Origin of the sequence: Saccharopolyspora sp. SCSIO 74807 (assembly GCF_037023755.1) — a bacterium.
GTDB classification, from domain to species: Bacteria; Actinomycetota; Actinomycetes; order Mycobacteriales; family Pseudonocardiaceae; genus Saccharopolyspora_C; species Saccharopolyspora_C galaxeae.
This window is the reverse complement of the sequence record NZ_CP146100.1, coordinates 4,689,692-4,704,105: the sequence shown is the minus strand read 5'-3', so window position 1 is coordinate 4,704,105 and position 14,414 is coordinate 4,689,692. Positions and strand designations below refer to the sequence as shown.

The following is a 14,414-nucleotide window of genomic DNA, read 5'->3' as shown; positions in this document are numbered from 1 at the left end:
AGTCAGATGTCCAGCAACGGCGGCACTCCGGAAGGCGCGGGCGGACAGATTGCTCCGGGCCTGGACGAACTCGATCAGAACATCCTGCGCGAGCTCAGCCGCGACGGCCGGATGGCGGTGCGGATGCTGGCCCAGCGGTTGAACATCTCGCGCGCGAACGCCTACACCCGACTGGAACGGCTCAAGCGATCCGGCGTGCTGACCGGTTTCACCGCGGTGATCGACCCCGCGCGAGCGGGACTGTCCACATCGGCCTACGTCACCCTCACCGTGCGGCAGAACTCCTGGCGCGACCTGACGCAGCACCTGCGGCGCATCCCGGAGGTCCGGCACATGGCGCTGGTCGGCGGGGAATTCGACGTGATGCTGCTGGTGCACACGACCGACAACGAACACCTCCGGCGCGTGGTGCTCGAACAGCTGCCGAGCCTGCCCGGTGTGCGCGGCACCCGCACCCACTTGATCTTCGACGACATCCGCAACGATCCCGCCGACAGCGGTGGCTGAGGTGCCCGGCCGACTCTTGACCTGACACCGCGCGCACCGCACGCTTCCGGACACCGGCCGCGCCTGCGCCGGAGTGCGGAGGTTCGCATGGGCTGGGATCTGATCGTCGTCGGCGCCGGTTCTTCGGGCGCACCGCTCGCGACGCGTTCCGCGCAGCGGGGCAAGCGGGTGCTGCTGCTGGAAGCGGGATCGGACTACCGCTCGGCCGAGATGCCCGAGGCCTGGCGCTCCCCCAACCCGGGCCGGGCGTTGCTGGATCCCGCGGCGGCCGCGCACCTGCTGTGGGCGGGTCTCGACGCGACTCGCACGGACGAGCAGCCGCCTGCGCCGTACTGGCGCGGCAAGGGCGCGGGCGGGAGTTCCGCGGTCAACGGCCAGATCGCGATCCGCCCGCCGCTGGAGGACTTCGACGACTGGGCCCTCGCGGGCTGGTCGCGCGACGACGTGCTGCCGTACTTCGTGAAGCTGGAGGACGACGAGTCCTACGGCCACCTCCCCTACCACGGCCGTGGTGGCCCGACGCCCATCTACCGGACGCCGGACCACGAGTGGGGTGCGGTCGACGCCGCGCTGTGCCGATCGGCGCTGGACGCCGGGTACCCGTGGTCCGGGAACGTCAACGCGCCGGGCGCCACCGGGGTCTCGCCCTACCCGATCAATTCGCGTTCCGGGCGACGGGTTTCGGTCAACGACGCATATCTGGAAGCGAACCGGGACGGTGGCGGGCTCACGGTGCGCGGCGATGCTCTGGTCGAGCGCGTCGTCTTCGCCGGGGAACGGGCGACTGGGGTCGACGTGCGCGTTGGCGGGAAGACCGTCACCGAGTACGCCGACGAGATCGTGCTCAGCGCCGGAGCGATCCACTCGCCCGCGATCCTGCTGCGTTCCGGGATCGGTCCCGGTGCCGAGCTGCGGGCGCTGGGCGTCGAGGTGCGCGCGGACCTGCCGGTCGGGCGCGGGCTGCAGGACCATCCGCTGGCGCTCGTCGAGATCCCGCTGACCGCCGAAGCCACCGCCACGGACCCGGACGCCCGGCACACCAACGTCTGCGTGCGCTACGCCAGCTCGCCGACGGCGAGCAACGACATGCTGCTGACCGCCATGAACCGCAACGTGCTGTCGATGGCCGGAGCCGACACCGGCGCCGGAGCGGGCGCGTTCGGAGTGTGGGTCAACCAGTGCCACTCCCGCGGCTTGCTGCGGCTGACCTCGCTCGATCCGGAGGCGCAGCCGCGGGTGCAGGAGCGGATGCTCTCCGACGAGCGGGACCTCGCGCGGATGCGCGACGGGCTGCGCGAGCTGGTCGAGCTGGCGCGCGCCCCGGCCACCGCGAAGATCACCGAGGACTCGCCGGATTCGCACAACAGCGCCTTGTTCGCCGCGCTCGACGACGACCGCGCGCTGGATCGGTACCTGCTGAGCGCGGTCGCCGACGCGCAGCACGCCACGAGCACCTGCAGGATGGGCGGCGCCGGTGACCGCGACGCGGTGGTCGACCCGGACTGCCGCGTGCTCGGGTTCGATGGCTTGCGGGTGATCGACGCGTCGATCTTCCCGTCGGTGCCGCGGGCCAACACGAACCTGGCCGCGATCATGGCCGGTGAACTCATGGCCGACCGCCTGCGCTGAGCCGGATCTTCGCAGCGGCCACGTCGATTACCGTCGTGCGCCGGGTCGCTCAGCCCGGAGACCCGATGCCGGACTCCGATGGCGGCCCGGCAAGATCGGCCGCGTCTCGCCGGACGCGATAGGAGGCTGCGTGCAGTACTCGGAGTACCGCGAACACGACGGGCTCGGCCTGGCGGAGTTGATCCGTACCGGTGCGGTGCCCGCCGCCGAGGTGCTGGAAGCCGCGGTGGCGCGCGCCGAGGACGTCGGCCCGCGACTCGGGGCGCTGACGCAACGGCTCTACGACCAAGCCCGCGAGCGCGTCCGCGGCGGCGCACCCGAAGGTCCGTTCGCAGGAGTCCCGTTCCTGCTCAAAGACCTGCACCAGGAAGTGGCCGGGCTGCCGTCCAGCGGCGGATCACGCGCGCTGCGCACGGTTCCCGCCGCGGAGACCGCCGAGGTGGTGCGCCGCTGGACCGACGCCGGGCTCGTCGTGTTCGGCCGCACGAACACCCCTGAGTTCGGCGCGAAACCCATCACCGAGCCGACCGCGTTCGGCCCGGCGCGCAACCCGTGGCAGCTCGACCGCACGCCCGGCGGCTCGTCCGGTGGCGCCGCTGCCGCGGTCGCCGCGGGGATCGTCCCGCTGGCCGGTGCCAGCGACGGCGGTGGCTCGATCCGCATCCCGGCCGCCTGCTGCGGGGTGTTCGGGCTCAAGGCCGGGCGGGGCTTGGTGCCCGCCGGGCCGATGCGCGGCGAGAACTTCCACGGCGCCGCGCTGGACGGCGTGGTCTCGCGCAGCGTCCGGGACAGCGCGGCGGCGCTGGACTGCCTCGCCGGTCCCGACCCCGCGGGCCCGTTCGCGGCGGCGGCGCCGGAGCGCAGCTTCGCCGAGGAGGTCACGCGGGAGCCTGCGCCCCTGCGGATCGGCTTCAGCGCCGCCTCGGCGCTGGGTGATCCGCATCCGGAAGCGGTCCGGGCGATGACCGACGCGGCGGAACTGCTCACCTCCCTGGGCCACCACGTCGAAGAAGTCCCGCCGCCGGTGGACCTCTCCGCACTCGCCGTGGACTTCCTGCAGGCGTGGTCGGTGCGGCTGGCCGCAGCGCTCGACGAAGCCGCCCGCCACGCGCCGCGCAGCTCCTTCGAGCTGGACACCCGGCTGCTCGCCGCGGCGGGCCGCAGCACCGGCGCTGCGCAGTACGTGTCCACGTTGGATCGCTGGCACCAGCACACCCGGCGGCTGGCGGAGTTCCACCGGCACCACGACCTGCTGTTGACGCCCAGCCTGGCCGGTCCGCCGCTGCGCATCGGCGAGCTGGACACCCCGAAGGCGTTGCAGGTCCTCGGCAGAGCCGCGCTGGCGATGCGCGGCGGCGGACTGCTGCGCCGCTCCGGCGTGGTCGACCGGGTCGCGCGCGGCAACCTGCGGCACGTGCCCTACACGCAGCTGGCCAACCTCACCGGCCGCCCGGCGATGTCCGTGCCGCTGCACTGGACGCCCGAGGGCTTGCCGCTCGGCGTGCAGTTCGTCGCCCCGCTCGCGGGCGAAGGAACGCTGTTCCAGCTGGCAGGACAGCTGGAACAGGCTCGGCCCTGGGCCGGTCACGAGCCACCGCTGCGCGCCGCCGCGCACGGCTGAACCGACCCTGGCGAGGAATGCGCTCGCAACTCACACCCAGCCTGGATTCCGGGCGAAACGCGCATTTCCCCGCACCGCGGGCGCACGTTCGTCCATAGTGGAGGAAAACCCCGGAGTCGTGCGTCCGGGCGCCGGATTCCGCGCACGGTTCGGCAAAATTGCCACCGAATCGGAAAGTGCTATGCGCAAGGTGGTGGCGTGCAGTATTCGGAGTACCGCGAGCACGACGGGCTCGGGCTGGCAGAGTTGATCCGTTCCGGCGTGGTGCCCGCCGAAGAGGTGCTGGAAGCCGCGGTGGCGCGCGCCGAGGAGGTCGGCCCGCGGCTGGGCGCCCTCACGCAGCGCCTCTACGACCAGGCCCGCGAGCGCGTGCGCGGCGGATCCGACGGCCCCGCTGCTAGCGGAGGCCCTTTTGCCGGAGTCCCGTTCCTGCTCAAGGACCTGTACCAGGAGATGGCAGGAATGTCCTCCAGCGCCGGATCACGCGCACTGGCCAACGTTCCCGCCGCCGAGACCGCCGAGGTGGTGCGCCGCTGGACCGACGCCGGACTCGTCGTGTTCGGCCGGACGAACACCCCGGAGTTCGGCACGAGTGCCGTTACCGAGCCGGCCGCGTTCGGCCCGGCGCGCAACCCGTGGCGGCTCGACCGCACCCCCGGCGGCTCCTCCGGTGGTGCCGCGGCCGCGGTGGCAGCAGGGATCGTCCCGCTGGCCGGTGCGAACGACGGCGGCGGCTCGATGCGCAACCCGGCCGCGTGCTGCGGAGTGTTCGGGTTCAAGGCGGGCCGGGGCGTGGTGCCCGCCGGGCCGGCGCGCGCGGAGGGCTTTCACGGTGGACTGGTGGACGGTGTGCTCTCGCGCACCGTGCGGGACAGCGCGGCGGGCCTGGACTGCCTCACCGGCTTCGATCCCGCGGGGCCGTTCGCGGCAGCGGCGCCGGACCGCAGCTTCACCGAGCAGGTCACCCGGGAGCCCGGGACCTTGCGGATCGGGTTCAACGCCTCCGCGGCGCTGGGAGAACCCCATCCGGAAGCGGTCCGGGCCATGACCGACGCGGCGGAACTGCTCACCTCCCTGGGCCACCAGGTCGAGGAGGTTCCGCCGCCGGTGGACTTCGCCGAGATATCCGTGGATTTCCTGCGTGCCTGGTCGGTGCACCTGGCTTCCGAGGTCGAAGCCGCCTCCGCCCACGCACCGCAGAGCTCCTTCGAGCTCGAGACCCGGTTGCTCGCTGCGGTCGGCCGCAGCACCAGCGCCCCGCAGCTGCTGTCCGCACTCCAGAACTGGCACGGGCACGCCCGGCGGCTGGCGCGGTTTCACGAGCACTACGACCTGCTGTTGACGCCGAGCGTTGCCAGCCCGCCGTGGCGAGTCGGCGAGCTCGAGACCCCGCGGGCATCGCGGGTGCTCGGGAAGGCCGTGCTGGCGCTGCGCGCGGGAGGGCTGGTGCGCCGCTCGGGCATTCTCGACAAGCTCGCGCAGGACAGCATGTCGCGGGTGCCCTACACGCAATTGGCCAACATCACCGGCCGCCCGGCGATGTCCGTCCCGCTGCACTGGACGCCCGAGGGCTTGCCGCTCGGCGTGCAGTTCGTCGCCCCGCTCGCGGGCGAGAGCACGCTGTTCCAGCTGGCAGGACAGCTGGAGCGGGCCCGGCCGTGGGCCGGCCACGAGCCACCGCTGGCCCCCGGGGACGACTGACCCGACGGCAAGGCGTTCCCGGCCGTGGCGGCAAACGGCCGCGCGCCGGGAACGCGCTTGCCGCGGAACACCGGCCCTGGGCCGGTTCCCTCACGAGCGGACGCCGAAGACCCCGCGGCGACGCCTGCCGAGGGCTGCGGCTGACGCCTGCCGAGTCCCGGCCCGCAAACGACTCCGCCGCTCGTTCGGCAGCGCCGCACCGCGCACTCGGCGAGCTCCACTCCCCCGGCCGGATTCGCCGTCCTGACCATGGCGCCACCTGCTGTTCCGCGCGCACTCTTGCCACGCCCGCAGTATGTGTTACGTTTGGTAACAGGTTACCGCTGGTAACGGTAATGGGTGTCACGCGACCTCTCGAGGAGTACCCATGAGCAGCAACATCACCGGCACGGACACGCGACCGGCGCAGTCCGAAGACCACGATGCCGCGCCCGCGGACGCCGAGCGGGACAGCACCGCGCGCCGGTTGCTGGACTCCTCGGAGCAGCTCTCCTACGACCCCGCCCAGGAAGTCGACTGGGAAACCCCGCTGGACACCGATTTCCACGGCGCCAGCCCGGAGTGGAGCACGCTGTACGGGACGTCCTACTGGGACGAGCTGACCCCGGCCCAGCAGCGCGAGCTGACCCGCCAGGAAGCCGCATCGGTGGCCAGCACCGGGATCTGGTTCGAGATGATCCTGCAGCAGATGATGCTGCGGGACTTCTACGCGAAGGACCCGACCGACCCGGCGTTCCAGTGGGCGCTGACCGAGATCGCCGACGAGTGCAGGCACTCGATCATGTTCGCCCGCGGTGCGGCGAAGCTGGGCGCACCCGCGTACCGGCCGAAGCGCTCGGTGGTCGAACTCGGCCGCGTGTTCAAGACGCTGGCCGGAGGTGAAGCCGCCTACGCCGCGATCCTGGTCGCCGAGGAGGTCCTCGACGTCATGCAGCGCGACTGGATGCGCGACCAGCGGGTGGTGCCGTTCGTGCGGACCATCAACAACATCCACGTGGTCGAGGAATCGCGGCACATGAAGTTCGCCCGCGAGGAGACCAAGGAGCGGCTCAAGTCCGCCGGGTGGCTGCGGCGGCAGATCAACGCCGTGGTGGTGGCCGGTTCCGCCTACTTCATCGTCACCAGCATGGTCAACGACGAGGTCTACGCCAACGCCGGGCTGGATCCCGAGCGCGCCAAGCGCGAGGCGAAGGCCAACCAGCAGCACAAGTCGATGCTGCGCTCCAGCTGCTCCGGGCTGATGGAGTTCCTGCACTCGGCCGGGCTGCTCACCAAGCCCGCCACCTGGTTCTACAAGCGCGCCAGCCTGCTCTGAGCCGCGGCTCGGCAGAGCCGGACGTCGAGCCTGCTGCGGGAGCGAGCGGCCCGCTTTCGCCACCTGACCACCTGCCCGACCGGACTCGAAGACAGGCATTGCACCGATGGCCTTCGCGATCACCCAGACCTGCTGCAACGACGCCTCCTGCGTGAAGGTGTGCCCGGTCAACTGCATCCACCCGACGCCGGACGAACCGGACTTCGGCAGCACCGAGATGCTCTACATCGACCCGGCCACCTGCATCGACTGCGGGGCGTGCGCCGATGCCTGCCCGGTGGAGGCGATCTTCCCGGTGGACCGGCTCACCGGGCCGCTGAAGGCGTACGCCGAAGTCAACGCGGACTACTTCGCGGACAAGGCACCGGTGGCGGAGGCCCCGGGACGGGCCGCGGCGGAAGCTCCGGCCGCAGCAGCGGATACGCAGCCCTCGCCGAACTTCCACTCCTGGCAGCAACCGGTCTTCGACCGCAACATCCCCAGCGACCTCGCGCCGCTGGATGTCGCCGTGGTCGGGACCGGGCCCGCGGGGATGTACGCCGTCGAGGACCTGCTGCTGCACACCAACGCCAAGGTCACGCTGATCGACCGGCTGCCGGTCGCCGGGGGCCTGCTGCGCTACGGCGTGGCTCCGGACCACCCGTCGACGAAGAAGATCGGTGAGACGTTCGCGCGCTTCCACGACCACCCGCGGCTGCGGTTGCGCCTCGGCGTCGAGGTCGGCCGCGACGTCACCGCAGAGGAACTCGGCGCCCAGCACCACGCGGTGATCTACGCGGTCGGCGCCTCCTCCGCGCGGCGGATGGGCATCGCGGGTGAGGACCTGGCAGGCAGCATCACCGCCACGAGCGCGGTGGCCTGGTACAACGGCCACCCGGACGTGCCCGCGGACGCGGTCGGCCTCTCCAATGAGCGGGTGGCGATCGTGGGCAACGGCAACGTCGCGCTGGACGTGGCACGGATCCTCACCAGCGACCCGGATGCGCTGCAGGGCACCTCGATCTCCCCGGAAGCCTTGGAACGGCTGCGTTCCAGCAAGGTCCGCGAGGTCGTGCTGCTCGGCAGGCGAGGCCCGGAATCGGCCGCCTACACCAGGCCGGAGATGCTGGCGCTGACCCAGCAGCAGGGCGCATCCCTGGTGGTCGACGACCACGATCCGCGCATCGCGGCGGCCATCGATTCCGCCGCGTCCGATGACAAGGCGGCTCTGCTGCGGACCGTGCCGCGGGAGCAGGTGGACTGGGCCGCCACCCCCTCGCAGCGCAGGATCGTGCTGCGGTTCCATTCCGCGCCGGAGGAACTCCTCGGCGACACCGAGGTACGCGGGCTGCGAGTCACCGGTGGCGTGGAGATCCCGGCCGGGCAGGTGGTGCGGGCGATCGGCTATCGCGGGACCGCGCTGCCGGGCCTGCCCTTCGACGAGCAGACCGGCACGATCCCGCATTCCGGCGGGCGCGTCGAGGGGCGAGCCGGCACCTACGTCGTCGGGTGGATCAAGCGCGGCCCGTCCGGCGGCATCGGCGCGAACCGGGAATGCGCGCGGGAAACGGTCGGCACGCTACTCGACGACGCGGTTTCGGGCGCACTCCCCGAGCCGCAGCGACGCTCGTCGATGCTGGCCGGGCTGACCTCCCGGCTGCGGGAGCGGCTGATCGGCGCCGGGCGGTGAGGCCGGGAGCCGTGCGGTGAAGCCGCGTCGAGCGGACCTGAGTCACCGCACAACAATCCGGAAGGGCTGAAGAGCGCGGGCGGGCTTGCTAGCGTAAGTCACGTGACTGAATCACCAGTCGGCCACGCCGCACCGACGGGAGCCTTCCGCCGATGACCCGCACGCTCAGCTCGCCGCCCGTTGCCGACCCGGCGCAACCGGCGCACCCGCGCGTCGTCGTCCCGGTGCTGGCCTTCAGCGGAATCGTGGTCTCGCTGATGCAGACCCTGGTGATCCCGCTGGTGCCGCAATTGCCCGCGCTGCTGGGCGCACCCGCGGCCGACACCGCGTGGGCGATCACCGCCACCCTGCTGGCCGCCGCCGTGGCGGTGCCGACGGTGGGGCGGCTCGGCGACATGTACGGCAAGCGCCGGATGCTGCTGTTCAGCCTCGCGATGCTGGTGCTCGGTTCGGCGCTGTGCGCGCTGTCGGCCGGGCTGGGGATGATGATCGTCGGCCGGACGCTGCAAGGGTTGTCCTCGGCCGTGATCCCGCTGGGCATCAGCATCATGCGCGACGAGCTGCCGCCGGAGCGGCTCGGCGGGGCGACCGCGCTGATGAGCGCCTCGCTCGGCGTCGGCGGCGCGCTCGGCCTGCCCGCGGCGGCGTTCATCGCCGAGACGGCCGACTGGCACGTCTTGTTCTGGGTCGCCGCCGGGCTCGGCACCATCGCGGCGGCCGGCGTGCTCGGTCTCGTGCCGGAGTCCAGGGTCCGCACCGGAGGCCGGTTCGACCTGCCCGGCGCAGTGGGCTTGTCGATCGCGCTGCTGTGCCTGCTGCTGGCGATCTCGAAAGGCGCGGACTGGGGTTTCGGCAGCGGCATGACCTTGGGCCTGCTGGCTACCGCGCTGGTCGTGCTGCTGGTGTGGGGCTGGTGGGAGCTGCGCAGCCCGCGGCCGCTGGTGGACCTGCGCACCTCGGCCCGGCGGCAAGTGCTGCTGACCAACATCGCATCGGTGGTGTTCGGGTTCGCGATGTTCGCGATGTCCCTGGTGCTGCCGCAGCTGCTGCAGCTGCCGGAAGCGACCGGTTACGGGCTCGGCCAGACGGTGCTCGCCGCCGGCCTGGTGATGGCCCCGAACGGGCTGGTGATGATGGCGATGGCGCCGATCTCGGCGTGGATCTCCCGGACCATGGGCCCAAAGGTGACGTTGATGACCGGCGCGGTCGTGGTCGCCGCCGGCTACGGCCTGAACCTGGTGCTGATGTCGGCCATCTGGGAGCTGATGCTGGCCTCCAGCATCATCGGTGCCGGGGTCGGGCTCGCCTACGGCGCGATGCCCGCGCTGGTGATGGCGGCGGTGCCGGTCTCGGAGACCGCCGCGGCCAACAGCCTCAACACCCTGATGCGCTCGATCGGCACGTCCACCTCCAGCGCGGTGGCCGGTGTGATCCTCGCGCACATGACCGTCGACCTCGGCCCGGTCGCCGTGCCCGCGCAGAACGGGTTCCGCGTCGTGCTGGGCATCGGTTCGCTCGCGGCGCTGGTCGCCCTCGCGATCGCGGCGTTCTTGCCCGCCCAGCGCCGATCCGGCGACGACGCGCAGGACGCCGCCGCTGAGCCGGGCGGCATCGCGGGCACGCTGCGGACCGCGTCCGGCAGCGCCGTCGCCGGGGTGGTCACGGTGACCGAGCCCGGTGGCCGCCAGGTCGGCCGAGTTCGCAGCGACGCCGAGGGCAATTACGCGGTGCCCGCGTTGCAACCGGGTCAGTACACGATCATCGCCACCGCGGACGAGTGCCGCCCGGAAGCGGAGTCGGTCCAGATAGACGGTTCCGGTGCCGTTCAGGACTTCACGCTCGCCGGACTCGGTGCCATCGCCGGAACCGTGACCGCGCCCGGCGGACGTGTTCTGCCGGAGGTGACCGTGGCCGTGACCGACAGCGGCGGCAACGTCATCGGCAGTACCAGCACCGACGCCGACGGCCGCTACGAACTCGGCGGACTCGCGCCGGGCGACTACGTGGTGGTGGCGAGCCTCTACACGCCCGCGGTTCGGGAAATCCGCTTCAGCGGGGGAAAACCGCTCACGGCGGACCTCGCTTTGCACGGCGCCGGCCACGGGCGGAGCACCGCTTGACGCCCTTCGTCCATAGTGGATGGTTCATCCGTGCTGCGGCGTCGGCTTGCCCCCGTCGTATACGAGCAGGCCGTCGTCGCGCAGCCGGACACCGGAAATGGGCCGGTTCTCGGCCAGCGAGCTGTCGTGCATCAGGTGCCGCACTTCGACCCCCCGCGCGAGTTGCAGGAAATCGGCGATCATCCGCCGGTGACAACGCCACCACACCGTTTCGCCGCACATGATCGCGGTCACCTGGCCAACGGCCTGGTCGACGAGTCCGTCCACTGCGGACTGAAACTCCGAAGTCCGCATGTGCGCCGCATAGGCCCGGAACGCGTCGTTGTTCCACACCGGGTCCGGGGAATCCGGCGGCAGCTTCCGGAATCCGCCCAGGCGCCGGTCCCAGCGGTAGGAAATGCCCTGCTGCGGCAACCAGCTCTCGAGCTCGCCCCTCGCCACGTGCGGGTGGCGCCTGCTGCCCGGCGCGGAACGCACGTCGACCACTCCGGCCACGCCAGCTCCGCCGAGCAGCCGGATGATCTCGTCCTGCGTGGCGGTGCCGTGCCCGAACGTCAGTACCTGCACCATCTCCGGCGGTCCTCACGTCGCGAGACCGCGCCGATCACCTCGGCCGCGCCCCGTCCGGTCATCCTGCCCGTCGAGTTCCCGCACCGGGCGGTAACCATGCCTCGCAGACAGTGAACGGCCTGTTGGTCCCACTAGATTGGTCAAACGGTCCGTTCGCTCAGAGACGGCCCGGCGGCAACGGCTGCCTCCGGCCGTCACGAAGGCATGTACTCCCCGCCGTTGACGTCCAGGGTCGCGCCGGTGATCTCGCTGGCGTAGCGGGACAGCAGGAACAGGATTCCGCCGGTGCACGCGTCGTCGGTCGGGATCCGGCCGAGCGGGTTGCGCGCCGCGATCTCGTCGTAGACCTGCTGTTCGTCCACCCCGCGCTGCTGCGCGGTCATCTCCAGGTAGAACCGCACGCCCGGCCCGTCCAGCCAGCCCAGCACGGCCTGGTTGACGCGGATGGCGGACTCGCCGAGCTCCAGCGCGAGGAACCGGGTCGCCGCGGCCATCGCCTCCTTCGCGACCGAATAACCGCCTTCACCGCGGAGGGGCTTGCGAGTGGCCATGGTGCCGATGTTGACGATCGAGCCGCGGCCGGCGGCGCGCATGTGCGGCACGACCTCGCGCGCCATGTTCAGCGCCCCGAACAGGATGATGTCCATCGACCGGCGCAGCTTCTTCTCCGGCGTATCCAGCAGATCGGTGAACCCGGGGTGCCCGTAGGCGGAGTTGACCAGCCCGGTGATCGGGCCGAACCTCTCGGTCGCGGTGCGCACCACCCTGCTCACGTCGTCGGGATCGCGGACATCGCAGCGCACTCCCAGCGCTTCCCCTCCCGCTGCAGCAACGTCCTGCTCCACCTGTGCGAGCACGTCGCCGGAACGGGCCGCGGCGACCACTTTCGCCCCCTCGGCCGCAGCGCGGGTGGCGAGCTTCGCGCCGAGCCCCGCGCCGACTCCGGAGATCAGCACCACTTCATCGGAGAGCATCACAGGTAAGCCTCCCGGTAGAACGCGAAGTCCCGTTCCAGCCGGGACTCGGACAATCCGAACTCCTCCGGGGAGTACCGGTGCGCAGCGGTGCGACTCGCGCGGTCGCGCTCCACATAGGACTCGAACGCGGCTCGGTCGCTCTCCCCCGGTGACAGGCCCAGCGCGCGCAGCACCCGCAGCGCTTCGGCGACCGGATCGTCGAGCAAGGCGTCGAACCGCACGTCGACGAACCGGTCCGGGCGCGCCTCGCGAACCGCGCAGAACTCCCGCAACGACGCGACGAACCGGTCGCTCCAATACCGCCCGAGCCCGGCGTCGTCCACGTTTTCGCTGTACTGCGCGGAAAGATTGCTGACCATCGAGGCGTAGGAGGGCACCGCCCGCACCGGCGAGCGGTGCGTCATCACGATCGAGCAGTCCTCGAAAGCGTCCAGCACGGTGCCCACCGCGGTCAGGTGGTGCGGCGACTTGAGGATCCAGCGCAGCCCGGAACGCGCGGGCTGCTGCCACTGCAGCACCTGCAACCACTGGCGCAGCTCGTCGTACGCCTTGGTCTGATCGGTGGTGCGCAGCCAGTCGCCGTAGCCGGGCACCCAGTGGAACGACTCGAAACTCATCGACGTGAACGACCGGTCGACGAGGATCACGTCCTCCTCCGGCTCGTCCCAGGCCACGGTGTGGATGTCGCCGAAATCCGGGGAAAGCTCCAGGAACGCCCGCATCCGTTCCTGCGCGCGGCGTTTGCGCTCGGCCGCGTCCGGGCCTTCGCCGGGGAACGGCAGCGGGTAGGTCGTCTCCCAGGACATCGTGGAAGTCAGCTGCGGCGAGGTGGCCAGCAGCCGGTGCAGCAAGGTCGACCCGGTCCGCGGCAGTCCGCAGATCTCGGCGGCGACCACCGGCCGCACCTCCAGGATCTCCGGGTGCGCCCGCTGCACGGCGCGCAGCCGCAGGCGGTCGGCCAGCAGCGCGGTGAGCCTGCGGCGGGTCAGTTCCAGACCGGTCGCGGACAGCTGGGCCTCGTCGTTGAGCGAGGTGACCAGTACGCCGAGCGGTTCGAGGAACCAGTCGTCGCCGAACTCCGTCAACCCGGTCTTGTCCCGTGCGGCCGCGAGCAGGTCGTCCACGCGTAGTTCGGTACCCGTCACCGGTCCCCCTCGGAGCTCAGCGACGCCAGCGGCACGACCCGGCATTCCGGGATCGGGTGCTCATCGGCTCCGAGCCAGCGCAGCAGCGCGGTGCCGCGATCGTGCCCGCAGGTGTCGATCCAGTTGCCCACGCCCGGGTCCCGGTCGGCCACGACAATCCGCAGCCTGCCGTCCGGGCCGAGCCGGGCGGTGTGCTTGTTCACGGTGGTGCGCCGCCGGTTGTCCAGCGACTCCATCCACCAGTTGTCCAGCTGGAAGTTCCAGTACGGGCATTCGGGCACGTCGGTCTCGATCAGCCACGCCTCGCCGGGCCGCAACGTCCAGTAGCCGTGCAGGTAGTGGATCTCCGGGTCACCGCCTGCGCGCTGGAACATCTCCTGGCCGAAGTCGGGCAGCTCGTTCGGCTTGGTCGCGAACAGCTCCGCCCACCCGGCGAAGGTCGCCGCCGTGCCGTGCACCGCCAGCGCGGTGCGGCGCAGCGCCGCGGCGAGGAAGTCCGGCGCCAACTCGGCGGGTTCGCCCGGACCGTCGAGCCGCTCGATGTGCCATCGGCCGGGTGCTTCGGCGGCGCGGTCGAGGTAGGTCTGGCGAACCACGAGCCCGGTCGAGTCCGGCGCCAGCGGCAGCCAGTTGCGGCCCCGACGGGTCGCACTCGCGATGATCTCGATCGTGCCGTCCGGTTCGGCGACGAGATCGGCGTCGGTCAGCTCGCCGGTGGAGGCCATGGTGCCGTCCTTGGCGTAGCGGTTGGCCTTCGACCCGATGCTGAAGTAGCTGATCGTGCCGCGCTCGCCGGTGATCCGGTATTCGCGGTCACCGCGGATGTTGGCCGACAGGTAGACGTTGTCCGGGTTGTCCGCGCCGATCTTGACCAGGTCCAGCTCGTGCAGCCGCGGGAAGTCGGGATCGGCGTTGTCGACGCACGAATACAGCATCTCGCGGGTGAGCCGGGTCAGGTAGCGGAAGCCTTCGGCGCGGTCGAACGCGGTGTCCGGGGCGCTGCCGGACAGCACCACCTCGCCCGCCCGTTCCAGCGCGCGGCAGAACTCCGACCACGCCTGGCCGGAACGCACCGCATCCTCGGAGCCGCTCACCGGAACCTCCCTCGCTAGAACAGGTTCTAGCGAGGACTCTAAGGTCATCCCCGGCGAGGTTCAATA

At 71.4% G+C, this 14,414-nt stretch carries 11 protein-coding genes; 7 read left to right on the top strand and 4 right to left on the bottom strand.

The features are described from left to right. Window positions 1-6: 6 nt before the first annotated feature. The 7 genes from V1457_RS21535 (at window position 7) to V1457_RS21505 (ending at window position 10,562) form a co-directional block, all read left to right on the top strand. Window positions 7-507 carry an Lrp/AsnC family transcriptional regulator gene (locus V1457_RS21535; protein WP_295143276.1) on the top strand — a complete coding sequence of 167 codons (501 nt, stop codon included), beginning with the start codon at window positions 7-9 and terminating at the stop codon, window positions 505-507. A gap of 87 nt (window positions 508-594) precedes the next feature. Continuing rightward, entirely contained in the window at window positions 595-2,136 is a 1,542-nt protein-coding gene (locus V1457_RS21530; RefSeq protein ID WP_338596344.1) for a GMC family oxidoreductase N-terminal domain-containing protein, read from the top strand. A 130-nt stretch (window positions 2,137-2,266) separates the two neighbouring features. Continuing rightward, entirely contained in the window at window positions 2,267-3,757 is a 1,491-nt protein-coding gene (locus V1457_RS21525) for an amidase (RefSeq protein ID WP_338596342.1), read from the top strand. A gap of 198 nt (window positions 3,758-3,955) precedes the next feature. Then, window positions 3,956-5,458, top strand: coding sequence for an amidase (locus tag V1457_RS21520; RefSeq protein WP_200070433.1), 1,503 nt, complete (start codon window positions 3,956-3,958; stop codon window positions 5,456-5,458). 367 nt (window positions 5,459-5,825) lie between these two features. Further along, window positions 5,826-6,773 carry a diiron oxygenase gene (locus V1457_RS21515; protein WP_200070434.1) on the top strand — a complete coding sequence of 316 codons (948 nt, stop codon included), beginning with the start codon at window positions 5,826-5,828 and terminating at the stop codon, window positions 6,771-6,773. A 106-nt stretch (window positions 6,774-6,879) separates the two neighbouring features. After that, window positions 6,880-8,442: an FAD-dependent oxidoreductase gene (locus tag V1457_RS21510; RefSeq protein ID WP_338596337.1), complete on the top strand. Its 1,563-nt coding sequence runs from the start codon at window positions 6,880-6,882 to the stop codon at window positions 8,440-8,442. A 152-nt stretch (window positions 8,443-8,594) separates the two neighbouring features. Then, window positions 8,595-10,562, top strand: coding sequence for an MFS transporter (locus tag V1457_RS21505; RefSeq protein ID WP_407074709.1), 1,968 nt, complete (start codon window positions 8,595-8,597; stop codon window positions 10,560-10,562). Window positions 10,563-10,586: 24 nt separating this feature from the next. On the opposite strand, the gene V1457_RS21495 is transcribed toward V1457_RS21505, so the two are convergent. The 4 genes from V1457_RS21495 to V1457_RS21480 form a co-directional block, all read right to left on the bottom strand. Beyond that, window positions 10,587-11,132, bottom strand: coding sequence for a DUF488 domain-containing protein (locus V1457_RS21495; protein ID WP_338596335.1), 546 nt, complete (start codon window positions 11,130-11,132; stop codon window positions 10,587-10,589). A 194-nt stretch (window positions 11,133-11,326) separates the two neighbouring features. Continuing rightward, a complete protein-coding gene (locus V1457_RS21490; protein WP_338596333.1) occupies window positions 11,327-12,106 on the bottom strand; it encodes an SDR family oxidoreductase in 780 nt (259 codons plus the stop codon). Further along, complete coding sequence (locus tag V1457_RS21485) at window positions 12,106-13,254, bottom strand: sulfotransferase (RefSeq protein WP_338596331.1); 1,149 nt, start codon at window positions 13,252-13,254, stop codon at window positions 12,106-12,108. Before V1457_RS21485 ends, V1457_RS21490 begins: the two co-directional genes overlap by 1 nt. After that, complete coding sequence (locus V1457_RS21480; RefSeq protein WP_295139905.1) at window positions 13,251-14,348, bottom strand: DUF1214 domain-containing protein; 1,098 nt, start codon at window positions 14,346-14,348, stop codon at window positions 13,251-13,253. Before V1457_RS21480 ends, V1457_RS21485 begins: the two co-directional genes overlap by 4 nt. Window positions 14,349-14,414 lie beyond the last annotated feature (66 nt).

What these genes read in the sequence shown, in the direction of transcription:
- V1457_RS21505 (WP_407074709.1), top strand. Translation starts at nt 8,595, where the DNA reads ATGACCCGCACGCTCAGCTCGCCGCCCGTTGCCGACCCGGCGCAACCG.
- V1457_RS21530 (WP_338596344.1), top strand. Translation starts at nt 595, where the DNA reads ATGGGCTGGGATCTGATCGTCGTCGGCGCCGGTTCTTCGGGCGCACCG.
- V1457_RS21495 (WP_338596335.1), bottom strand. Translation starts at nt 11,132, where the DNA reads ATGGTGCAGGTACTGACGTTCGGGCACGGCACCGCCACGCAGGACGAG.
- V1457_RS21490 (WP_338596333.1), bottom strand. Translation starts at nt 12,106, where the DNA reads ATGCTCTCCGATGAAGTGGTGCTGATCTCCGGAGTCGGCGCGGGGCTC.
- V1457_RS21535 (WP_295143276.1), top strand. Translation starts at nt 7, where the DNA reads ATGTCCAGCAACGGCGGCACTCCGGAAGGCGCGGGCGGACAGATTGCT.
- V1457_RS21510 (WP_338596337.1), top strand. Translation starts at nt 6,880, where the DNA reads ATGGCCTTCGCGATCACCCAGACCTGCTGCAACGACGCCTCCTGCGTG.
- V1457_RS21515 (WP_200070434.1), top strand. Translation starts at nt 5,826, where the DNA reads ATGAGCAGCAACATCACCGGCACGGACACGCGACCGGCGCAGTCCGAA.